Origin of the sequence: Patulibacter minatonensis DSM 18081 (assembly GCF_000519325.1) — a bacterium.
GTDB lineage: Bacteria > Actinomycetota > Thermoleophilia > Solirubrobacterales > Solirubrobacteraceae > Patulibacter > Patulibacter minatonensis.
Genome location: NZ_KI912613.1, coordinates 2,220,108 through 2,241,621 on the forward strand (window position 1 = coordinate 2,220,108; position 21,514 = coordinate 2,241,621).

Annotated in this window: 17 protein-coding genes; 8 read left to right on the plus strand and 9 right to left on the minus strand. The window is 74.6% G+C overall.

The window, feature by feature from the left end:
- The first annotated feature begins 37 nt into the window (after positions 1-37).
- The 4 genes from urtD (at position 38) to PATMI_RS0110215 (ending at position 5,133) form a co-directional block, all read left to right on the plus strand.
- Positions 38-889 carry an urea ABC transporter ATP-binding protein UrtD gene (gene urtD, locus PATMI_RS28995; protein WP_051471299.1) on the plus strand — a complete coding sequence of 284 codons (852 nt, stop codon included), beginning with the start codon at positions 38-40 and terminating at the stop codon, positions 887-889.
- Positions 886-1,584: an ATP-binding cassette domain-containing protein gene (locus PATMI_RS0110205; RefSeq protein ID WP_026910822.1), complete on the plus strand. Its 699-nt coding sequence runs from the start codon at positions 886-888 to the stop codon at positions 1,582-1,584. The genes urtD and PATMI_RS0110205 overlap by 4 nt, the downstream gene beginning before the upstream one ends.
- 467 nt (positions 1,585-2,051) lie before the next feature.
- A complete protein-coding gene (locus PATMI_RS0110210; protein ID WP_026910823.1) occupies positions 2,052-3,539 on the plus strand; it encodes a BNR-4 repeat-containing protein in 1,488 nt (495 codons plus the stop codon).
- 205 nt (positions 3,540-3,744) lie between these two features.
- Positions 3,745-5,133 (plus strand): MFS transporter, encoded by a 1,389-nt coding sequence (locus PATMI_RS0110215; protein ID WP_026910824.1) that lies wholly within the window; start codon positions 3,745-3,747, stop codon positions 5,131-5,133.
- 161 nt (positions 5,134-5,294) lie between these two features.
- Here PATMI_RS0110215 and PATMI_RS0110220 read toward each other — a convergent pair whose 3' ends face one another.
- From PATMI_RS0110220 to map, 5 genes are all read right to left on the minus strand, one after another.
- Positions 5,295-5,570, minus strand: a complete 276-nt coding sequence (locus tag PATMI_RS0110220) for a hypothetical protein (protein ID WP_026910825.1) — start codon at positions 5,568-5,570, stop codon at positions 5,295-5,297.
- A 132-nt stretch (positions 5,571-5,702) separates the two neighbouring features.
- A complete protein-coding gene (locus tag PATMI_RS0110225; protein WP_026910826.1) occupies positions 5,703-6,053 on the minus strand; it encodes a hypothetical protein in 351 nt (116 codons plus the stop codon).
- A 96-nt stretch (positions 6,054-6,149) separates the two neighbouring features.
- The gene (locus PATMI_RS0110230; protein ID WP_026910827.1) at positions 6,150-6,824 is read right to left on the minus strand and encodes a hypothetical protein; all 675 of its coding nucleotides are present in this window, start codon (positions 6,822-6,824) and stop codon (positions 6,150-6,152) included.
- A gap of 201 nt (positions 6,825-7,025) precedes the next feature.
- Positions 7,026-8,264, minus strand: a complete 1,239-nt coding sequence (locus PATMI_RS0110235) for a S1 family peptidase (RefSeq protein ID WP_084269843.1) — start codon at positions 8,262-8,264, stop codon at positions 7,026-7,028.
- 377 nt (positions 8,265-8,641) lie between these two features.
- Positions 8,642-9,511 carry a type I methionyl aminopeptidase gene (gene map, locus PATMI_RS0110240; protein WP_026910829.1) on the minus strand — a complete coding sequence of 290 codons (870 nt, stop codon included), beginning with the start codon at positions 9,509-9,511 and terminating at the stop codon, positions 8,642-8,644.
- Between the two features lie 176 nt (positions 9,512-9,687).
- On the opposite strand from map, the gene purF reads away from it, so the two are divergent.
- Entirely contained in the window at positions 9,688-11,130 is a 1,443-nt protein-coding gene (gene purF, locus PATMI_RS0110245; RefSeq protein ID WP_026910830.1) for an amidophosphoribosyltransferase, read from the plus strand.
- A 31-nt stretch (positions 11,131-11,161) separates the two neighbouring features.
- Here the strand turns inward: purF and PATMI_RS0110250 are convergent, their stop codons facing one another.
- Entirely contained in the window at positions 11,162-12,451 is a 1,290-nt protein-coding gene (locus tag PATMI_RS0110250) for an SGNH/GDSL hydrolase family protein (protein WP_026910831.1), read from the minus strand.
- Positions 12,452-12,647: 196 nt separating this feature from the next.
- Here PATMI_RS0110250 and PATMI_RS29000 point away from each other — a divergent pair, with 196 nt between their 5' ends.
- Together PATMI_RS29000 and purN are read left to right on the plus strand one after the other, a co-directional pair.
- Positions 12,648-14,597: a RecQ family ATP-dependent DNA helicase gene (locus PATMI_RS29000; RefSeq protein ID WP_051471300.1), complete on the plus strand. Its 1,950-nt coding sequence runs from the start codon at positions 12,648-12,650 to the stop codon at positions 14,595-14,597.
- 77 nt (positions 14,598-14,674) lie between these two features.
- Positions 14,675-15,271 (plus strand): phosphoribosylglycinamide formyltransferase, encoded by a 597-nt coding sequence (gene purN / locus PATMI_RS29005; protein ID WP_051471301.1) that lies wholly within the window; start codon positions 14,675-14,677, stop codon positions 15,269-15,271.
- 90 nt (positions 15,272-15,361) lie between these two features.
- On the opposite strand, the gene PATMI_RS0110265 is transcribed toward purN, so the two are convergent.
- On the minus strand, positions 15,362-17,938 hold the full coding sequence (locus PATMI_RS0110265) for a poly(ethylene terephthalate) hydrolase family protein (RefSeq protein WP_026910832.1): 2,577 nt from the start codon (positions 17,936-17,938) through the stop codon (positions 15,362-15,364).
- Positions 17,939-18,367: 429 nt separating this feature from the next.
- Here PATMI_RS0110265 and PATMI_RS0110270 point away from each other — a divergent pair, with 429 nt between their 5' ends.
- A complete protein-coding gene (locus PATMI_RS0110270) occupies positions 18,368-20,260 on the plus strand; it encodes an Ig-like domain-containing protein (protein WP_036725653.1) in 1,893 nt (630 codons plus the stop codon).
- Between the two features lie 36 nt (positions 20,261-20,296).
- Here PATMI_RS0110270 and PATMI_RS34325 read toward each other — a convergent pair whose 3' ends face one another.
- Together PATMI_RS34325 and PATMI_RS0110280 are read right to left on the minus strand one after the other, a co-directional pair.
- Positions 20,297-20,884, minus strand: coding sequence for a hypothetical protein (locus tag PATMI_RS34325; protein WP_026910834.1), 588 nt, complete (start codon positions 20,882-20,884; stop codon positions 20,297-20,299).
- A 122-nt stretch (positions 20,885-21,006) separates the two neighbouring features.
- A complete protein-coding gene (locus PATMI_RS0110280) occupies positions 21,007-21,486 on the minus strand; it encodes a hypothetical protein (RefSeq protein WP_026910835.1) in 480 nt (159 codons plus the stop codon).
- Positions 21,487-21,514: the final 28 nt, after the last annotated feature.

Here is a 21,514-nt window from a genome sequence, read left to right on the forward strand (position 1 = left end):
CGCCGAGCGCCGGGGACCACCGGACCGCGAGGCACGCATGAGCACCGACACGGCGACCGCGGCTCCCACCCGGCGCGACCCGACGGCCCCCTGGCCGATCCTGCAGATCCGCGGGCTGGGGGTGACGTTCGGCGGCTTCCAGGCGCTGACCGACGTCGACCTCGACGCGCGGCAGGGTGAGGTCCACTTCCTGATCGGCCCCAACGGCGCCGGCAAGACGACGCTCGTCGACATCATCACCGGCCTCACGAAGCCGACGACGGGGTCGGTGAGGTTCGACGACGTCGAGCTCACCGGCCACAAGGAGCACCGGATCGTCCACCTCGGCGTCGGGCGCTCGTTCCAGGCGGCGACGGTCTTCGAGGCGCTGACCGTCGCGGAGAACCTCGACATCGCCGCGAGCTTCCGCATGGGCCTGCGCGGCCTGCTCCGGCAGGCGCGCGGCCGGCGGCCGGAGGTCGCGGAGGCGCTCGAGGTCACCGGCCTCCACGACGTCGCCGACCGCCCCGCGGGCGCGCTCGCCCACGGCCAGAAGCAGTGGCTCGAGATCGGGATGCTCCTGACCCAGAAGCCGCGGCTCCTGCTGCTCGACGAGCCCGTCGCCGGCATGAGCCCCGACGAGCGGACCCGCACGGGCGACCTCGTCCGCTACGTCGCGAAGGACTGCACGGTCCTCGTCGTCGAGCACGACATGGACTTCATGCGGCGGTTCGCCGACCGCGTGACCGTCCTGCACGAGGGGAAGGTCCTGAAGGCGGACGCGACGGTCGCCGAGGTCCAGGCCGACCCGGTCGTCCAGGAGGTCTACATCGGCCGTGCGAAGGACGACCGCAACTCGGTCTCGCGGGCGGCCGCGGCGACCGACACCACGACGGAGGAGACGGCATGAGGCTCGCGGCCACCAGGCTCGACGTCGCCCACGGGCGCACGCAGGTCCTGTTCGACGTGGACATGGCCTTCGAGGAGGGCGGCAGCACGTGCATCCTCGGGCGCAACGGCGCCGGGAAGACGTCCTTGATGAACGCGATCATGGGCGTCCTGCCGGTGCGCTCGGGCACGGTCACGCTCGACGGGGACGACATCACCGGCAAGGCGCCGTGGGACCGCGTGCACGCCGGGATCGGCTACGCGCCGCAGGAGCGCTCGGGCTTCGGCGGCATGTCCGTCGCCGAGAACCTCGCGGTCGTGCTCGAGGCCCGCAAGGGTGCGAAGCGCTCCGACATCGACGAGGTCCTCGACCTCTTCCCGCGCCTGAAGCCGCTGCTCAAGCGCCCGGTCGCGTTCCTCTCCGGCGGCCAGCGCCAGCAGCTCGCGATCGCCCGCGCGCTCCTGACGAAGCCCCGGCTGCTCCTGCTCGACGAACCGACCGAGGGCATCCAGCCGTCGATCGTCGCCGAGATCGAGGAGTCGATCCTGGCGCTGCGCGACCGCGACGGCATCGGCCTCTTGATCGCCGAGCAGTACGTCGAGATGGCGCTCCGGATGGCCGAGGACTACGTCGTGCTCGAGGCCGGTCACGTCGTCGCGAGCGGGAGGACCGCGGACATGGACGAGGCCGCGGCCGGGAAGCTGCTGGCGATCTGACGCCCCGGCCCGGTCCGGCCGCACGGCGTCGCGGTCGCCGCCAGAGGGGGGAGTGGCGGCGACCGCGTGGGGAGCGGGGGACTCCGGTGCGGTGGCCGGGTCGCACCCGTGGGGGCGGGCGGGACGGCCCCGATGGTGCGGGCCGGACGGGGGGATCCGGGAACCGCGGGCGGGACAGGCCGTGGGATCAATGTATGCGCCACGCGTGCCGTCGTGGCCGGTCTCTCACGACCTCCTCATGGTCCGCGGCGGCCCCGGCGGCGGCGTCGGGACCATCGGGTACGATCCGCGCGCCGTGCAGCGTCGGCGGGTCCCGTCCGCGACGCGTCGCGGTTCCGCGGGCCGTGCCCGGTGCCCGTCAGAAGCCCGCCGTGCCGTCCCGACCGTCCTCGCCCCGACACCCGCGGCCCCGAGTCCGCCCGCCCCGGTCGTCGTCGCGCCCAGCCCGTCCGTCACCCCGCGCGCTGGTGGCGGTCGTGGTCGCCCTGCTCGCGGCCGTCCTCGTGGTCGTCGGCCCCCGCGCCGCGACCCCGGAGGCCGGCGCCGCCGCCGTCCCGCCGGACTGCCTGCGCGCCAACGCGGGTCCGAACAGCACCCAGGCGCTCCGGACGGAGGTCTCGCCCGACGGCGTCGTCGTCCCCGAGCGGGTCTCGCTCGCCACGCAGCGGATCGGGCTCGGCGCCTGGAGCTACTTCGGCGACCAGCGCTCCGTCGTCTTCGGGCCGTGGATCTACACGGGCTGGATCACGACGACGGGCCTCGTCCGCGTCGGCCGCTTCAAGCCCGGCGCCGCGAAGCCCGTCCAGACCGTCACGCTGGGCCGCACCGGCAGCGACGACCACAACAACCCGAGCCTGATGGTCACGTCGAAGGGCCGGATCGCCGCGTTCTTCAGCCCGCACTCCGGGCGGTATCTGCCCCACGGCACCGCGGCGCAGCTCTACTACCGCTTCACCGAGAAGCCGGGTGCGATCAAGGACTGGACGCCCGCGAAGCCGCTCCCGGTCAACGCGCCCGGACAGCTCGGGTTCACCTACCCCAACCCGATCGGGCTGAGCGCCGACAAGACCTTCCTCGCGTGGCGCGGCGGCTGCTGGAAGCCGACGTTCGCCCTGCGCGAGGGCACGACGTGGGGGCCGGCGCGGGAGATCGTGCAGGGGCCGTCGGGCCAGCGCCCGTACGCGAAGTACGCGGCCGGCCTGCCCGGAAGCGGCGTCGTCCACATGTGTTACACGGAGAGCCACCCGAAGCAGAGCAGGACGGGGATCCACTGCCTCGAGTACAAGGACCGCCGCTTCAGCAAGGCGGACGGCACGCGCGTCGCGGGCCTCTCGGAGCTCCCGATCCCGGCGGCGAACGGGGACTCCGTCTACCCGTATGACCCGAAGCTCGGGAAGGCGTGGGTGATGGACGTCGGCGACGACGGCCAGGGGCGCCCCGTCGTGCTCTTCTCCGTCGGCTACTACCGGACGTGGCAGCGCTTCATGTACGGCCGGTGGACGGGGACCCGGTGGCAGGTCACCGAGATCACCCCGGCGTTCTCCGACAACAAGCAGCGCCACACCGCGGGGCTGTTCGAGACGGGCGGCATGACGCTCGACCCGCAGGACCCGGGCACGGTCTACCTCGGGCGCGTGATCGACCACCGCGCGAAGGTCGAGAAGTGGGTCACGCCCGACCAGGGGCTCACGTGGCAGCGGGCGCAGCGGATCAGCCCGACCGGGCAGAACTGCTTCCGGCCGACGGCGACGGTCCTGAAGGGCGGGACGACCGTCCTCATGGTCTGCGGGACCCTCCGCAGCTGGACGAGCTTCGACACGAAGATCCTCGCCGTGACGCTCGGTCCGCCCGGGTCGACCCCGCCACCGGCGGACCCGACGCCGAACCGCAACCCGCCGGTGACGACGCCGGCGGTCCCGTCGGCGCCGGCCGCGTCGCCGACGCCCGTGGGCTGACGGACGCCGGCGGGCCGGTCGGCACGGGCCGGGCACCCCGAACGAGCATCATGGGTCGAGGACGCGGCGCCCCGACGTCCCCCAGGAGCACCGCATGTCCGCCGACCGTCCCGAGCCCCCACCCCACGCCGCGTCGACGGGCGCCGCAGCGTCGTCCGCCGCCACCGCGCCCACGGCAGACGCGCCCCCGCCCGCCCTCGAGCGCATGACCCCGCGCGCCTGGGCCGTCCTCCTCGTCCTCTCCGGCGCGATCTTCCTGGAGGGCCTCGACGTCTCGATGATGGGGGTCGCGCTGCCGTCGATCCGCGAGGACCTCGACCTCTCGACCGCCACGCTGCAGTGGGTCGTCAGCGCGTACGTGCTCGGCTACGGCGGGTTCGTCCTGCTCGGCGGGCGCGCCGCGGACCTCCTCGGACGCCGCAGGATGTTCCTCCTGTGGTTGTCGATCTTCCTCGTCTTCTCCGGCCTCGGCGGGCTCGCGCAGGACGGGCCGACGCTGATCGCCGCGCGCTTCGTCACCGGGGTCGCCGCGGGGTTCATGACGCCGGCGGGCCTCTCGATCATCACGACGAGCTTCGCGGCCGGCGACGCCCGCAACCGCGCGCTGATCGTCTACGGCGCCGCGGGGGCGGCCGGCTTCTCGATGGGCATGGTCGCGGGCGGCCTCCTGACCTCGATCGGCTGGCGCTGGGTCTTCTTCGCGCCCGTCGTGATGGCGGCCGGCATCCTCGTCGTCGCGCTCCGGATCCTCCCCGAGACCGCCCGGCCCGCGCGCGTCCGCCAGCGGGTCGACGTGGGCGGGGCGGTGACGGTCACCGCGGCGATGCTGCTCCTCGTGTTCGGGGTCGTCCGCGCTCCGGACGTCGACGCGGTCCTGACCGTCGCGACGCTGCTCGCCAGCGGCGTCCTCTTGGCCGCGTTCGTCGCGATCGAGCGACGCGCCCCTGCACCGCTGCTCCGCCTCGGGATCCTCCGCACCGGCGCGCTCGTGCGGTCGAACGTCGGGGCCGTGCTCTTCATGGGCGCGTTCGTGGGCTTCCAGTTCATCGTCGTCCTCTACCTGCAGGAGCTCCGCGGCTGGACGCCCCTGGAGACCGGTCTCGCGCTCCTGGTCTGCGGGATCGACGTCGTGCTCGCCCCGACGTTGACACCGCGCCTGGTGCGCCGGTTCGGCAACCTCGCCGTCCTCGTCGCGGGCATGGTCGTGGCCGCCGTCGCCTACGCCTCGTTCATCGGGATCGGCGCCGACCGCACGTACCTCGCGATGCTGCCGACGTTCGTCCTGATCGGGATCGCGTTCGCGCTCACCTACGGGCCCCTCGCGATCGCCGCGACGGAGCACGCTCCGGACGACGAGCAGGGCCTCGCCAGCGCGCTCCTGAACATGGCGATCCAGTTCGGCGCGGCCCTCGGGGTCGCGGCGGTGACGATGGTCGACGTGGCCGCGACGGGCGGACCCGGCTCGCACGCCGGCCTGCTGGACGGCTACCGGGCGGCGCTCGTCGTCCCGGTCGTCGCGGTCGCGCTCGGTGCGGCGATCGCGGGCTACGGGCTGCTGCGCGGACGCCGGGCCCCGATCGCGGCCGGCGCGTAGGGTTCGAAGGAGGATCGTGGTCCGCGTCGGCCGCCCGGCGGGCCGACGCCACCGGGCCGGAGGTCACGGATGGTCGGATGGCGACCGACGACGACCTCGCGCCCTCGGGCCGACCGACCGGAGGTCACGGATGGCCGGAGAGCGACCGACGACGACCTCGCTCAGCCCGCCGCGCGCGACCCGACCGCCCGGCCGGTGAGCGCGGTGCGCACCGCGGCGAGCGCGGGGGCCCGGCGCGTCGCCGGCGCGGACCCGGTGCCGGGCGCGACGGGCCCCCCGGGGTGGCGCGCGTGGTCGGCGACGAGGACCCGTCGGACCTCGGCGAGGCGACGCGAGGCCGCGGGCCGCGTGGTGGTCCGGCGCGGGCCGCCCCCGACCATCGGACGGGCGGGGGCGGCGCGGGCGGTGAGCTCCTGATGCTGGGGGCCGGGACGCATGTGGATCCAGCCTAGGCCGCACGGCGCGCCGCGCCTTGGGCCGGTCGTACAAGCCTGGGCCCGCCCGGTGAGCCCGGCCGGACCGCGGCCGCGGGGGCGCGGTCCGGCGCCGACGGGCATCGGGGCGGGACCTCAGGCGGTCGCGCCGGCGGTCACGGCGCGATGGATCTCGGCGACCTGCTCCGCGATCGCGGGGACCTGACGGAGGATCGCCATCTCGCCCTGCAGCTCGGTGAGGAGGGCACGGACGTCCGTGAGCGTCGAGGTCGTCTCCGCGAGGGTGCGCTCGACGGTCTTAAGCGTGCCCTCGACCGAGGTCAACGTGCCGCTGACCGTCGTGAGCGTGCCGTCGACCGTCGTGAGCGTCCCGCTGACCGTCGACAGGGTGCCGTCGACGCGGCCGAGCACGACGTCGACGTTCTCGATCGTGCGGTCGGCACGGCCGATCAGCTCGGCGGGGTTCTTCGGGATGAAGCGGGCCACGGCTGGTGTCCTCCGATGTCGAAGCTACTGGCGGTAGGATCCTAGTCCGCGCCGGTACCGGCGTCCAGTGCGGTCGCCCCCGCGCGCGTGCCGCCGTCAGTCCAGCGCCGAGCACCCCGGCAGGACGACGGTCGCGACCGTCTTCTTGGCCACCACGAAGACGGCCTTCCGGTAGACGGGGGTCCCGTCGGAGCAGACGGTCAGCCGGCTGAGCGAGACGGTGCCGGTCCCGCGGACGGTCGCCGCGGCGCGGGAGCCACGGCGGTGCCGCTGCTTCACGGTGATCCGGCCCTTGCCGACAGCGGTCCCGTCGGACCAGCCGCTCCAGTGGAGACGCCCGGCGCGGACGGTCTTCGACGCCGCGAACGAGCGGGGCCCCTCGAGCGCTCTGCCGCGCCGGTCGATCACGACCGCCTCGATCGGGTCGTCGTCCTCGGTGGCGTCGTCGTCGGCGCTGCCGTCGTCGTCCGGGCCGCCGTCGTCGCCGATGGTCTCCCCGGACCCGTCGTCGGCGGTGGGGTCGTCGTCGACGGCGGGGTCCTCGGTGACCACGTCGTCACCGGTCGCGTCGTCGTCCCCGGCGCGCAGCAGCGTCGCGCTCGCGGCCGACGCCGGACCCGCGGCGGCCCACGACGGACCGCCGTCCGCGAGCGCCGCGCCGGGCGTCAGGGCCAGGCCGGCCGCAGCGACGCCCGCGACGAGGACGCCGAGGGCGGCGAGTCGTGGTGCGGAGGCGGTGGCGGACGGGTCGCGTGGGTCGGTCGCGGTCATGGGGCGACGGTAGATCCGCGCCGCCCCGCCGGTCATCCGCGACGGACGGACGGCGCTCCCGGAGGTGGACGGACGTCCCCTGCGGATCCGCGACGGCCGGCCGACGGGGCCGGGCCGGCCGCGGCTCCGCGGCGGCCGGTCGATCAGTCGGCCGCCGCAGATCCGGTGACGCCGGCCGACGGCCCCCGCCGGTGTCCTCTCCTACCGACTGCGGACCTTCACCGTGAACGGCCAGAACGTCGTGCCCGTGCCGCCGGCGTTCGACGCCTGGACGGCGCAGCTGACGGACCAGCCGCGGTCGGTCGAGCGCAGCGTGTAGGTCGACTTCGAGGTCAGGCCGCGGTTGCGCTCCTTCTTGCCCTTCACGAAGACGAAGGCGTACTTGAACTTCGAGCCGCTGCGCCACGAGCCGCGGCGGCAGCGGACCGTGCGTCCGACGCGAGCGGAGCTGCCGGTCAGCTTGACGCTGCGTCCGCCGCGCGGCGAGAGCGGGGTCTCGGCGGCGGTCACGTCGCGCTCCTGCAGCGCGGCGTCGATGAAGCTGCGGATCTCGGGGGCGGCGACGTTGGCGTAGAGGTTGCGGCCCTCCTCGCACGCCTCGCCCGACGTGTCGATCACGCCGGCGAGGTACGGCGCGCTCGCGGGCCCGGTGGCCGCGGTGCCGCCGCTGTCGCCCTGGCAGGCGCCGCGCCCGGACTGGTCGGAGCAGAGGAGGATCGCGGGGGCGTCCGTGCCGGCGGCGCTGACGCTCTTGTCCTGCTGGCAGAAGCCGATCGGGATCGCGGTGACGTCGACCTTGCGCAGCGTGCCGTAGTCGTCGCCGTTCGTCGTGCTCAGCCCGAAGCCCGTGAGTCGCACTGCCCGCGAGGTGTAGGCGTACTTCGACCTCGGGAACAGCGACGTGTTCACGGCCGGGAGCGGCAGGGCGCGGGTGCGGCCGGTCGCGAAGTTCAGCGGGGTCTTCAGCGTGACGACCGCGACGTCGTCGTCGAACTCGGCCGGCAGGTAGCGCGGGTGGGTGCGGACCGCCGAGGCGCCGACGATGGTGGCCCCCGGGTCCGACGCCGCGGCCGCGAAGGAGGCGGAGCCCGCGACGATCTGGACCTGGGACGGCTGGGCCTTCGTGCCGTCGCTCTCGATGAAGCAGTGGGCGGCGGTCAGGACGTGCGTCGGGTCGAGGATCGTCCCGCTGCAGCCCTCGCCGCTGTCGGCGGTCAGCGACGTGTAGACCGCGACGGTGTACGGCGCGCCGAGGCTGTCGGGCAGCTGGGTGCCGCCCACGATGCGCGGGCTCGCCGCCGCACCGGACGCCTGCGGGGCGGGCAGCGGCGTCGCGTCGAGCGCGGCGCTCGCGGGGACGGCGGCCGCCAGGCAGGCGACCAGCGCTCCCACGAGGGTGGCGAGGGTGCGCACGGCGGAACGTGGGGAACGGGGCGTCATCGTGGGTCTCCTACCCGGGCGCGGCGTACGCCGCGCGCGTCGAACTCCCGCAACCGTAGTCGGGGTGGAGGCGTCCGCGTCGCAGGGCCTCGCGCGCAGGGAGCGTGTCCACGTCTGCACCCGCGACGCACGGGCCGGGGCCCGCCCCGCCTGCGGGTGGACCGTGCCCCGTCGCGGTCCAGTGCGGTTCGGGCCCGCGACGCACGGGCCGGGGCCCGCACCGCCTGCGGGTGGACCGTGCCCCGTCGCGGTCCAGTGCGGTTCGGGCCCGCGACGCACGGGCCGGGGCCCGCACCGCCTGCGGGTGGACCGTGCCCCGTCGCGGTCCAGTGCGGTTCGGGCCCGCGACGCACGGGCCGGGGCCCGCACCGATGTCTTCAGTGCGGGACGTGCGTGGTGAGGACCTCGGCGCCGTCCTCGGTCACGAGCAGCGTCTGCTCCTCCTGCGCGCAGCGGGAGCCGTCGATCGTCACCGCGGTCCAGCCGTCGGCCTCCCACACCCGCGCGTCGGGGCTGCCGAGGGTCAGCATCGGCTCGATCGTCAGCGTCTGGCCGGGGAAGAAGCGCTCGGTCCCGCGGCGGTCGTAGTTGTGCTGGATGTGCAGGCCGTCGTGGAAGTCCGGGCCGATCCCGTGGCCGCCGAACTGGTGGACGATCCCGAAGCGCTTGCGGACGACCTTCTCGATCGCCTTGCCCACGTCCCGCGTCTGCCCGCCGGGCCGGACCGCAGCGATGCCGGCCTCGAGCGCCCGCCGGGTGGCCTCCATCAGGTCCTTCGCGTGCTGGTCGACCTCGCCGACCGCGAAGGTCTGGTTGAGGTCGCCGTGGACGCCCCCGTAGTAGGCGGTGACGTCGATGGTGACGATGTCGCCGTCGCAGAGCTCGGTCCGCAGGTCGGGGATCCCGTGGCAGATGACCTCGTTGATCGAGATGCACGTCGACTTCGGGTATCCGCGGTAGTTCAGCGTCGACGGGTAGGCGCCACGGGCGATCATCGTCTCGTGGGCGGCCTCGTCCAGCGCGTCGGTGACGACGCCGGGAGCGATCGCGGCGGCCGCGGCGGCTAGGGCCTCGGAGGCGATGTCCGAGGCGATCCGCATGTTCGCGAGCTCCTCGGCGGTGCGGGCGCGGGGCGGCGACGTCGGGCCGGGCTCGCCGAGCAGCGCGTACGACGGGCGCGCGATCGTGCGCGGGACCTTCCGCCGGGGTGAGAGCGGGCCGGGACGGAGCTGCGGGCGCGTCTGCATCACCTGCACAGGCTACGCCGACGCGTCCCGTCCGGCCGCGACGGACGGACGTCCGACCGGGGGATCGCCCGGTCCCGGGGCGCTCGGCCCACTCCGCACAGATGCGCGTGAACCGGCTGTTACCCTCGGTCGTGGTGCTGCGGTGAAACTCCGCTCCCGACTCCCGGCGCCGGCGCATGGTTTCCACTACCGATCACCGTGAAGGCCCCCGCGACGAATGCGGCGTCTTCGGCGTCTACGCCCCCGGGCACGACGTCTCCAAGCTCGCCTACTACGGCCTCTACGCGCTCCAGCACCGCGGCCAGGAGTCCGCGGGCATCGCGGCGGCCGACCTCGGCGGCTTCATCATCACCCAGCGTGCGCTGGGGCTGGTGTCGCAGGTCTTCAAGGAGCACGACCTGCGGGCCCTGACCGGCGACATCGCGGTCGGCCACACGCGGTACTCGACGACGGGCGGCAACGACTGGGAGAACTCCCAGCCGGTCCACCGCAACGATCGCCGGGAGCTCGCGCTCGCCCACAACGGCAATCTCGTCAACGCGGTCGAGCTGCACACCGAGCTGGCCGCTCAGGGCGTCACGTTCCGGGCGACGACCGACTCGGAGATCATGGCCGCGCTCCTGGCCACGACGGAGGCCGCGTCGCTGGCGGACGCCATCGTCGACGTCATGCCGCGGCTGAAGGGCGCGTACTCGACGGTCGTCATGGACCGCGACCGCGTCCACGCGTTCCGCGACCCGCAGGGCATCCGGCCGATGGTGCTCGGGCAGATCTCCGAGGGCGCCTGGGTCGTGGCGTCGGAGACCTGCGCCCTCGACATCATCGGTGCCACGTACGTGCGCGACGTCGAGCCGGGCGAGCTCGTGATCCTCGACGAGCGCGGCGTCACGAGCATCATGGTCCAGCCGGGGCAGCGCGAGTCGTTCTGCCTCTTCGAGTACATCTACTTCGCCCGCCCGGACTCGCGGATGAAGGGCAACCTGCTGCAGTCGAGCCGCGGTCGCATGGGCGAGATCCTCGCCCGCGAGGCCCCGGTGCCCGGCGCCGACCTCGTCGTGCCGGTGCCCGACTCCGGGATCCCCGCGGCGCGCGGCTTCTCGCGCGCCACCGGCATCCCGATGGAGGACGGGTTCGTGAAGAACCGCTACGTCCAGCGCACCTTCATCCAGCCCGGCAACGAGCTCCGTCAGCAGGGTCTGCGGCTGAAGTTCAACCCGCTGCCCGAGGTCATCGGCGGCAAGAGCCTCGTGGTCGTCGACGACTCGATCGTCCGCGGCAACACCACCCGGCAGCTCGTGAAGATGCTGAAGGACGCCGGCGCGCGGGAGGTCCACTTCCGGATCACCGCCCCGCCGATCCGGAACCCCTGCCACTACGGGGTCGACATGTCCGCCCGCGAGGAGATGGTCGCCCACGAGCGCACCGTCGAGGAGATCCGCGAGCACATCGGCTGCGACTCCGTGGCGTACCTGTCGCTCGAGGGCGTCTACGAGGCCGTCCGCGGCGATCGGGCCGGGCACTGCGACGCCTGCTTCACGGGGGAGTACCCGCTCGCGGGCACCGAGGACCACCTCGGCAAGTTCGCGCTGGAGCACCAGCTGCCGATGGTTGCCCGGTAGGGCGGAGGCGCCCCGGCCGTCGACGGTCCCGTCAGCGGCTGAGCCGCACCGTGCGCTGCACGGTCGAGCCGGTGCTCCTGCAGGCGCCCGAGGAGCTCTCGGCGCAGACCCTGACGGTGTAGCGGCCGGCCGGGGTCGCCCGGGTGCGCGATGCCCTGGGGGCTCTCGCGCACGTGAGCCGCGACGGGATGCGGCCCTTGAACGAGGCGGTCCCGGTGGCGGTCCGCCGGCTCCCCACCGGGGCCGAGCAGGTGCGGGTCCGTCCGGCGACGCTGAGCTGTCGCGTCACCCGCGCCCGGTACCCCGGGGCGCGGACGAGGTTCGTCGCGCGGAACGTCGCGGTGCGGCCGACGCGCGCCGACGCGGGGCCCTTCAACGTGGCCTTGGGCAGGCTGGGCCGTGCGGCGTAGACGGCCTTCGCGACCGCCGTGTGGGCGGCGAGCGTCGGGTGGACGGGGTCGGCCCCGGAGTCGCCGGTCCGGGCGAACCAGCGCGTCCCGGCCTCCTGGCAGATGTCGTGCCCGGCGGTCGCCTTCGTCGTGTCGACGAAGCCGATGCCGAGCGCCTGCGCCGCCGCGGGCTGCGCGCCGAAGAGCGCGTTCGTCGCCGCCCGCGCGTAGGCGTTGGAGCCGGCTGCCGCCGGCGTGGTGACGAGCTGGTCGGTGCGGCAGATCGGGTCGGTCGACGGCAGCACCTGGGCGTACTCTACGAGTGCGATCCTCGCCTTCGGTGCCAGGGCCCGGATCCGGTCGAGCGCCGGCTTGGCGCGGGTCACGTACGCGGCGGCCGTGACGCTGCCGGGGCGCTGGTACTGGTCGGCCGGCGGGTTCGCGCCGCAGGACGGGTTGTCGAGGCAGAGGATCGCGCCGGCGAAGAGCCCGAGGCCGCCGGAGTCCCAGCGGTCGTTGCCGCCCGCGGTGAAGGTGACGAAGCGCGTGCGGTCGCCGAGGACACCCGCCTTCTCGGCCAGCGCGACCTCGCCGAGCAGGTCGACGGGGGAGAGCAGCGCCGGGCCCGACAGCGTGGCGTTCGCGCACGAGAGGTCCGCCCAGTCGCCGGTGCGCTCGGCGCCGAGGTCGAGCTTCTTCGCGACCTGCGCCGGGTAGTTCTGCGCCGAGCGCGTGCACGCGGCGGGCTCGCCGGCGTGCGCGGGCCGTTGGTCGGCCATTCCGAGACCGGACGTGTAGGAGTCGCCGAAGGCGACGTACGTGCGACCCTCGGCCGCCCCGGCGGGCGCGGCCAGCGCGGTGCCGCCGGCGAGCGCGACGAGGATCGCCAGCGCGCCACGGAGGAGGGGACGGGGACGGGAGGCGGGGGACATGGTGGTGCGTGCACGGTACTCGCTGCGGTGTCCCGTCGGTGCCGGATCCTCGCCGCCGCCGCGTGCCGGTCCCGCGTCGTCCCGGGGCCGCGGCCACGAGACGGAGCGGAGGCCGTCCGTGCCGATCCCGTGCCGGACCGGTGCCGGACCGGCACCGGTCCGCTGTCGTCTTCCCGCGCCTCTACCGTGCAGGTCGATGCCGGTCGCGTCCCGCCAGGAAGACCCGCTGCTCGGCACGCTGAGCGGGGTCTTCGGCTTCCCCGGGTTCCGGCCGGGACAGGAGGACGCCGCGCGCGCGGCGTTCGGTGGTCGCGACGCCCTGGTCGTCATGCCGACGGGCGCGGGCAAGTCGCTCACCTACCAGCTGCCGGCGCTGTGCCGCGAGGACCTGGCGATCGTCGTCTCCCCGCTCGTGTCGCTGATGCGCGACCAGGTCGACCAGCTCAACGGCCGCGTCCTGCAGCGGGACGCGGAGGCCGCGCCGCCCGCCGCGCTGCTCAGCGGGCAGCAGGACCCGGCGGAGAACGCGCGGACGGTCGAGCGCGCGGTGGCGGGCGACGTCCGGCTGCTCTACGTGGCCCCGGAGCGCTTCGGGTCCGCGGCGTTCCTCGACCGCATCCGGCACGCGTCGGTCGGGCTCTTCGTCGTCGACGAGGCCCACTGCGTGTCGCAGTGGGGCCACGACTTCCGGCCCGACTACTTCCGGCTGGCCGACGCCGCGCGCTGGCTCGGGGCCACGTCGATCCTCGCCGCCACCGCGACGGCGACGCCCCAGGTGGCCGACGACATCGAGCGCCGCCTGCACCTCGACGACCCGGTCCACGTCCGGACGGGCTTCGACCGTCCGGCCCTGTCGTTCGTCGTCCGCCGGTGCTCCGGGCAGGTCGAGCGCCGCGGACGGCTGCTGGCGGCGCTCGCGGCGCCGGACGCCCTGCCGGCGATCGTCTACGCCGGCACCCGCGACAACGCCGACCGCCTCGCGACCGATCTGGGGGAGGCCCTCGGCGTCGAGGCCGTCGCCTACCACGCGGGCCTGGACCGCGAGACCCGCGACCGCGCCCAGCGCCGGTTCATGGGCGGCGAGGTCCCGCTCGTCTGCGCGACGAACGCATTCGGGATGGGCGTCGACAAGGCCGACGTCCGCACCGTCGTCCACGACAGCGCACCGCCGTCGATCGAGGCCTGGTACCAGGAGGCCGGGCGCGCGGGCCGGGACGGCGCGCCGGCGACGGCCTTCATGCTCGCCGACGGCCGCGACAAGGGGCTGCACCGCTACTTCATCGAGCGCGGCGAGGTCGACGAGCAGACGCTCGACCGGATCGCCGACGCGCTGCAGCGGTCCTCGCACGAGAACCGCTTCGACGTGACGGTCCAGCAGCTCGGCGTCGACGGGGAGACCGCGCGTGCGGTGTTCGGGCACCTGACCCAGGCGGGGATGGTCCAGCCCGCACCGGGTCCGCCGGACCGCCTGAAGGGCCGGCTGCTCGGGCCCCACGACGATCGCGTGCGGTACGAGGTCCGGGCGCTCGCGGCGGAGGCCCAGCAGAAGCGCTGGGCGCAGTACCGCGCGCTGTGGGCGTTCGTGGAGAGCGACGTCTGCCGGCGCGGGGCGGTGCTGCGGCACTTCGGCGACCCGTCGGTGGGGGCGGGCGACGAGGTCCACGGCGACACGACGGGCTCTCCGGCGCGCGGCCGCGCGGGTCGGCCGACGGTGCCGTGCTGCGACGCCTGCGCGCCCGTGCTGCTGCCGGACGCCGGGACGACGGGCGGCGGGCGCGTCGCCGCGGGACGGCGGGACTCCGCGGGCGCCCGGTCGGCGGCGCAACGACTGACGGGCGGGGCGCGGTCGCTGGAGGGCGCGGAGCGCGCGGCCGTCGACGCGTCGATCCTCGAGGTCGTCCGCGACGCCGACCCGCCGATCGGCCGCACGCGGATCGCCGAGGTGCTGCGCGGCAGCCGCTCGCGCAAGCTGCTGGACGGCGGGTACCACGGGCTGCCTGCCTACGCCCGGCACGCCGACCTCCGCACCGGCGACCTGCTGCTCCGGATCGACGAGCTCCTCGAGTCCGGGGCGATCGCGACCTCCGGCGGGGCCTACCCGACGATCGGGGCGGGCCCGGCGCGCACCACCGTCGCCGGCGACTGACGGACCGTCCGGGCGACGGTCGCCGGGACGGGCCGCCCGGCGGCGTCCGTCGCGCCCGCCGTATCCTCGGCGGCCCGATGGCCGCCGCACCCGATCCCGTCGCACGACCGCTCCGCGTGGGGGTCCTCGCCTCCGGCGAGGGGACGAACCTGCAGGCGCTGCTCGACACCGTCCACGGCCGCGAGGCGCACGTCGCGGCGCTGGCGTGCGACAAGCCCGACGCCCGGGCGCTGATCCGGGCGGCCGGCGCCGGGGTCCCGTCGAAGGTCTTCCCGCGCGCGGACTTCGCCACCCGCGAGGACCGCGACACCGCGATCGCCGCGTGGCTCGTCGCCGAGGGCGTGGAGCTCGTCGTCCTCGCGGGCTACATGGCGATCCTGACCCCGGTCTTCGTCGGCGCGTTCGAGGACCGCATCGTCAACGTCCACCCGTCGCTGCTCCCCGCCTTCCCGGGGATCCGGGCGATCGAGCAGGCCGTCGACCACGGCGTCGAGGTCTTCGGCGTCACCGTCCACCTGGTCGACGACGGCGTCGACACCGGCCGGATCCTGCTGCAGGACGCGATCCGCATCCCGGGGACACCGAGCGCGGCCGAGGTCCACGAGGCTCTGCGCCCGCTGGAGCACCGGCTGCTGCCGGAGGCGGTCCGCCGGGCGGCCGCCGGGCCGCTCTGAGGACACGCGCCCGGCGCGGCGTCCCGGCACCGCGCCGGGACGTGACCCGTCCCGACGCCCACGCGCCGGGACGGGACGGACGCCGCGCGGTCAGCCGACCTTCAGCGCGCCCTTGGCGGTGCGGGACACGTTCCCGGCCCCGTCGATGCTGACCGCGCGGACCACGTAGCGGCCCTTCGGCAGCCGGCGGGCGGGGATCCGCACGTTCCAGCTGCTGCGGCCGCGGGCGACCAGCGACAGCGGCGCGCCGCACGTCAGGCCCTTCGTCAGACGCCCGGCGTCGGTCAGGAACCGGCACTTCGAGCCGCTGCGGAGGCTGATGCTGACCTGGACCCGCTCGACGACGCCCTTCGCCGCGCCCTTGGACCGCGTCGCGACGCACCCGGTGTCGGTGGCGGTCCCGCGCAGCGCGACCGTCCTCGCGGCACGGACCGTCCGAGCGGCGAGCTTCGTGGTCGGGCGGGCGCGGTCGACGCAGACCTTCGGCTTCGCGGCGGCCGCGGTCACCGCGGGCCGGTCGGTGACGACCGCGTCGAGCTTGGGCAGGACCGGGTCGCCGGCCATCCGCGTCAGCGGCACCGTGGCGGGGCCGGTCGACCCTGCGGCCGCCGGGTCGGCGGGCTCCTGGAACGCCAGGTCCGCCAGCTGGATCGCGCCCGTGGCCGGAACGCCTGCTCCGCCGAACCGCAGCTCCACCCGGTCGAGCGTCTTCAGGTCGATCCCGGTGAACGCGGACAGCGGGATCCGCTGGCCCTGCAGCGCGATGTGTCGCGGCTGCGTCGTGCTCGTGTTCTGGCCGAGCGTCGACTCGATGCCGCGCGTGTGGTCGGTGAGCTTGACCTCCTTCTCGGCCCCCGAGCGGTCGACGAGGGCGATCCGCAGGTCCTGGACCGGCCTGCCCGCGACGAGGCTGGTCGGGTTGGCGTCCCAGTTGAAGCCCGTGCTCAGCGGGTTCCGGGCGACGTCCGTGAACTGGTACGCCGCGCGGAAGCTCAGCGAGCGGAACCGCGTCGCGTCGCGGGCGTCACCGCGCAGGCCGGCCGACAGCGTCGCCGGTCCGTCCCAGGCCAGCGCGAGCTGCGGGCCCATCGAGCGGTTGTACGAGTTGGCCGTCGACGATCCGACGTTCGGGCCGGCGCACGCCTTGATCGGGGTCGTCGTCTGGGTGGACGGCGGGTTCGCGGACTGCGGGTTCGCGAACGGGTCCGGGTTGCACCAGTCGAACGTCGCGAACCCGGAGCCGGTGTACGTGCCGCCGGCGTCGTCCTTCGCCGTCGGGCTGGCGGTCGTCGGGACGGCACCGGATCCGGGCCGGACGATGTCCTGCCGCTCCGCGGCGGGCGCGATGTACGAGTACTTGATGAGGTCGGGACAGGCGATCGCCTTCGACGACGGGTCGCTCGGGCACGCGGACGCGGGGGTGCCGCTCTCGCCGGTGATCCACGGCTTCAGCGCGGACTCGCCGCCGCCGTACAGGCGGAGGAAGAGCTCCATCGTCGCCAGGCCGGTGGCCCGCTGCTCGGCCATCGTGAGGCGCCGTGCGGTGGCCGGCGTGGAACCGCAGGCGCTGTCCGAGCCGGTGCGGTCGCTCGCGACCCAGCGCGTGTTGTACCAGTTGTGGTTCGCGCCCTCGACGTAGAACCCGTACTTCGCGAACGGGTCGTCGTCGTTCCCGTACTTGCTGCGCTCGAACGCGTTCCAGCCGCTGATCGAGCTGACGTCGCCGTCGCAGGCCGGGGCCAGCGTCGCGTAGTTCGTGCCCTGCGGGTACTGCTTGTTGCGGTCGATCGGGGCGAGCGCGAACGCGCCGGTGAGGTTGTAGCGGGCGCCCGGGCGCTGGCGGTTGTAGGTGATGTACTGGGTGACGCCCTCACCGCCACGCGAGTGGCCCATGATCGCGACGCGGCTGAAGTCGAGCTTCCCGATCAGGTTCGAGCCGACGGCACCGGGACCGGGCGTCGTGTTCCAGCTCTTCAGGAGGTCGAGCGAGTTGGCGATGATCTGGGCGCGTGCCAGGCCGCCGGCGTCGATCGAGCCGGTGACGTTGTCGAACGTGACGAGCGCGCCGGCCGAGACGGAGATCACGACGTAGCCGTGCGACGCGAGGTCGTCGGCCATGTACTCGTAGCCCTCCCACGACGGCCAGAAGCCGGTCACGGGGTTCGGCGGCACCTTGCTCGGGCACGTCCCGGCGGGGAACGCCTGGGTCGAGCCCGCGCCGCCGTCGGTGCCGGCGGCGCCGACGCAGGCGTTGTGCCGGCCGTGCTGGAGCAGGATGACCGGGTAGGGCCCGGCGCCGCGGGGGCCGTCACCGGTCGGCCAGGTGACCGTGCCCTCGAGCGGCTGCGGGAAGCTGTTGCCGTTGCCGGTGGTGCTGTCGCCGGGGTTCAGGCCGGTGAGCCCGTTGCTGCAGGCGACGGGCGTCGGCGAGGTGGAGCCGGTGCCGCAGCCGGTGCTCGTCACCGTCAGCTGGAGGTTTCCGGCGTTGTAATAGCTCCGGTTGACCTCGTACGGACCCTTGGCCAGCGGATCGGCGGGGTCCGCGGCGATGGCACCCTGCGTGGCGGCCAGCGACGTGGCGAGGGCGGCGACCGTCGCGAGGACGGCGGCGAGGCGTGAACGCCGACGGGCGAGGCCTGATCGGGGTGCGGCTGATGGCTCGAGCACGTGCGTGGTCTCCGGGCCGGTCGCTCGGGGCGACCGACGATCTGGGGTCGTGGCGATTCGCCCGAAGGTGGGCCCTGAGGCAGCGGCCCGCCGCACCCGCGCCGCTCGGCCGCGGCGGTGGGAATCGGGCGAAGACGGCGACCTTATGGCGTCCGTTCGTGCGCGTTCGTGGTCATTTGGCGCGTCGGCAGTCATCGGCCTTCGACGCGTGGCCAAACATGCATCGGTACGCCTTGGTACTCCTGTTCTGGTATCTAAAAAACCCTGGAAAAGGCCGGTATACGGTGGTTCATGCGCCGATGGCGCCCGTGGCGCGCCGGCGATAGGGTCGGCCGTCCATCGGGAGAACGAGAGACGCTCTTGCGCACACGAACGCACAATTTCGATAGCGAGTCTGGCCATTCAACGAGCCGTTCAGGTCGCCCACGCATGGGGACCCTGTCCACCTCCGCGGTGCTCGCCTGCCTCGCCCTGGGTGCCACCGCGACGGCCGCCGACGCGAACGTCCTGCGGGTCGACGACGACCGCGTGCAGTGCCCGGCGGCGGACTTCACGTCCCTCGTCGACGCGGTCGCCGCGGCCTCGCAGGGGGACACGATCCGCGTGTGCGACGGCGTCTACCCCGTCCCCGGCGGGGTCGGGTCGTCCGGGCTGAAGATCGAGAAGAACCTCAAGCTCCTCGGTGCCGGGGCGGACAAGGTCTTCGTGCAGCCCGACGGCTCCGCGCCGTCGACCGCGGCGACGACGCCGAACGAGCGCGACGAGTTCGGCAACGTCATCACGGTGAAGCGGCGTCTCGTCGAGCTCTCCGACGTCCAGATCTCGGGGCTCACCGTGCGCGGCAGCGGCACGGCCGTCGAGGCCGGGATCGCGATGATCGACGTGAACGAGAGCAGGATCGGTGACGTCCGGGTGACCGGGATCGCCCCGGACACCGGCCCCGGCACCGGGCTCTTCGTCGGGCCGATGGCGTCGCAGGGGCACGGCATCGTGCTCGCCAACACGATCGAGGGGACGGTCAACGCGGCCACGGTCGAGCGCGTGGCCGTCGACGGGTTCAACAAGGCCGGCATCGTCGTCGACAGTCGGACGCTCGCCGGGACGGGCGAGCGCACGAACACCATGCGCGCGACGATCTCGGACAGCCGCATCACCGGTGCGGGCACCTCCCCGCTCGTCGCCCAGGACGGCGTCGAGGGGTGGGGGCGCAGCACCGCGCTCGTCCTGAGCCGCACCCTCGTCACGGGGGTCGCCGGTCCGACGGCGACCCCGGGCGCCGGCGCCGGCGTGTACCTCCGGGGCGTCGATCCCGGCAGCGTGGTCGGGGGCGTGCGCACGGCGTCCAACACGATCTCCGGCAACACGTTCGGCGCATGGGCGGGGACCTTCGACGGCACCGCCCCGGCGCCCGTCGCCATCGACGCGCGCTCGAACTACTGGGGCAGCAGCAACGGCCCCAGCCTGCCGCCCACCAAGTCCGGCGGCGACTTCGCCGGGGCGGGCGCTCCCACCTATGGGGCCGGCCTGACGACCGCGCCCTTCCTCGGGACCGCCCCGACCGCCCCCGTCGCCCCGGGCGTCGCGCCCGACGCGGCCCCGACCGGGCGGTTCGACACGCTGACGGACGGCACGAAGGTCGTCGTCGGGGACACCGTCCCGCTCGACGTCGTCGCGGACGACGACTTCGGGGTCACGAGCGTCGCGTTCGCCGTCGACGGCGTGCCGCTGACGAGCGTCGGCACCTTCCCCTACGAGGCCGACTGGGTCCCGGCGGCCGCCGACGACGGCGCGGTGCACCGCGTGACCGCGGTCGTCACCGACTCGGCCGGCCGGACGACCGAGGTCACCGCCCGCGTTCAGGTCGGCGACCTGCCGGTGCCGCCGGAGCCGGTGACCCCGACGACACCCGTGCCGCCGGTCGTCCCGGCGACGCCGGACGTCCCCGCGCCTCCCGGCCCGGTGACGCCGCCCGTGCCGGTCGTGCCGTCGAAGGCGCCGACGCCTGCCGCCCCGGTGGTCTCGAAGTCCACGGTGCGCTCCTCGCGGTCCCGCAAGGTGCTGGTGCGCGTCCGTTGCGGCGCGACGAAGGGCTCGGCCTCGTGCAAGGGCGTGCTCCGCCTGGAGTCCGGGAGGCGCCGGCTCGGCTCGCGGTCGTTCTCGATCCGCGCCGGGCGGACCACCGCCGTGACGGTGACGCTCTCGCGTTCCGCGTACGAGCTCCTGACGCGCCGCAACCGCCTGCGGGCGTCGGTCACGCTGCGGGCCCGGGACAGCACCGGGGCGCTGCGGGCCACGACGGCCCGCGTGACGCTGCTGCCGTAGGTGCTCACGAGGGGCCGGCCGCCGCGGGCCGGCCCCTCACTTCGCCTGTGCGGCCCTGTCCTTCTCGATCTTCCTGCGGGCCGCCTCGATCTGCGCCTTCGCCGCGTCCGGGATCACCCCGGCGGCGTCGAGCCGGTCGACGATCCGCAGCGCGGTCTCCTGGGTCCGGAGCGCGAGCGCCTTGATCCGGGCGCTGCCCTCGGCGGCGCTGAGCTTCTTGGCCTGCACGTCGCGGACGGTCGCCACCACCTGCTGCTGCAGGGCCGCGGCCTGCTTCTGGCTCGCCGCGACGTCGCGACGGAGCGCGGCTCCGGCCGCCGGACCGAGCTTCCTGCTCGCGGCCGCGGTCTGGTCCGCGAGCCGGGAGAGGTCCGGCGTCGACGGTCCGGTGGGGGTGGTCGGGGCGAGCTGGTCCGCCAGGGCCGCGGTCGCGTCCCGCTCCGGGGCCGGGACGGACCGGGTCCCCGCGGCGGACGTCGTGGTCGTGCTCGTCGTCGTGGCCGTGCCGGCGCTCGCGGTCGTCGCGGTCGCGGTCTCCGAGGAGTCGTCCCCGCCCCCGCAGGCCGCCAGGCCGAGCGTCGTCGACAGCAGGCCCGCGAGGGCGAATGCGCGAAGCCTGGGCATCTCCCGATCATGCCGCATGGCGCGACGCCCTGGCGCCGTCCGCAGGCGTCCGGGTGCGGGTCGCGTCGCATCGGCGCGCGACCCCGTCGGCGGGCGGGACCTCCTGCTGCCGTCCCGGGGCGCTACTTCGCCTGCGCGGCCTTGTCCTTCTCGAGCTGCCGGCGGGCGGTCTCGACCTGCTGCTTCGCCCCGGCCGGCAGCGCGCCCGCCTTGTCGAGCTCGTCGGCGACCGCGAGCGCGGCCTCCTGGATCTGGATGCGCACGACGCCGATCCGCTCGTTGCCCTCGGCGTTGGTGATCCGCTTGGCCTTGACGTCCTCGGCGATCTTCACCAGCTGCGCCTGCAGGTCCGTCGCCTTCTTCTGCTGTGCGGCGACGTCCTTCTTCAGCTGCGCCGATCCGTCGGCGCCCAGCTTCTCGCTGGCCTGCGTGGCGGCCGCGGCGAGCTGGTCGGCGTCCTCCTTCTTCACGCCCTGCTTCTGGAGCGCGGCGGACTGGTCGGACGCCTTGGAGTCCTCGTCGTCGTCCCCACCGCCGCACGCGGAGAGCCCGAGCGTGGCGACGAGGAGGCCGGCGACCGCAATAGGACGAAATCCGATCATGAATCGCATCATGGCGCACTCGGCGGGT

Excerpts from the sequence above, each read along its gene's own strand:
- PATMI_RS0110230 (WP_026910827.1), bottom strand. The coding sequence starts at position 6,824 with ATGACCGCGACCGACCCACGCGACCCGTCCGCCACCGCCTCCGCACCA.
- PATMI_RS0110280 (WP_026910835.1), bottom strand. The coding sequence starts at position 21,486 with ATGATCGGATTTCGTCCTATTGCGGTCGCCGGCCTCCTCGTCGCCACG.
- PATMI_RS0110220 (WP_026910825.1), bottom strand. The coding sequence starts at position 5,570 with ATGCGTCCCGGCCCCCAGCATCAGGAGCTCACCGCCCGCGCCGCCCCC.
- PATMI_RS0110270 (WP_036725653.1), top strand. The coding sequence starts at position 18,368 with ATGGGGACCCTGTCCACCTCCGCGGTGCTCGCCTGCCTCGCCCTGGGT.
- PATMI_RS34325 (WP_026910834.1), bottom strand. The coding sequence starts at position 20,884 with ATGCCCAGGCTTCGCGCATTCGCCCTCGCGGGCCTGCTGTCGACGACG.
- PATMI_RS0110215 (WP_026910824.1), top strand. The coding sequence starts at position 3,745 with ATGACCCCGCGCGCCTGGGCCGTCCTCCTCGTCCTCTCCGGCGCGATC.
- purN (WP_051471301.1), top strand. The coding sequence starts at position 14,675 with ATGGCCGCCGCACCCGATCCCGTCGCACGACCGCTCCGCGTGGGGGTC.
- PATMI_RS0110250 (WP_026910831.1), bottom strand. The coding sequence starts at position 12,451 with ATGTCCCCCGCCTCCCGTCCCCGTCCCCTCCTCCGTGGCGCGCTGGCG.
- PATMI_RS0110205 (WP_026910822.1), top strand. The coding sequence starts at position 886 with ATGAGGCTCGCGGCCACCAGGCTCGACGTCGCCCACGGGCGCACGCAG.
- urtD (WP_051471299.1), top strand. The coding sequence starts at position 38 with ATGAGCACCGACACGGCGACCGCGGCTCCCACCCGGCGCGACCCGACG.
- PATMI_RS29000 (WP_051471300.1), top strand. The coding sequence starts at position 12,648 with ATGCCGGTCGCGTCCCGCCAGGAAGACCCGCTGCTCGGCACGCTGAGC.
- PATMI_RS0110235 (WP_084269843.1), bottom strand. The coding sequence starts at position 8,264 with ATGACGCCCCGTTCCCCACGTTCCGCCGTGCGCACCCTCGCCACCCTC.
- purF (WP_026910830.1), top strand. The coding sequence starts at position 9,688 with ATGGTTTCCACTACCGATCACCGTGAAGGCCCCCGCGACGAATGCGGC.
- map (WP_026910829.1), bottom strand. The coding sequence starts at position 9,511 with ATGCAGACGCGCCCGCAGCTCCGTCCCGGCCCGCTCTCACCCCGGCGG.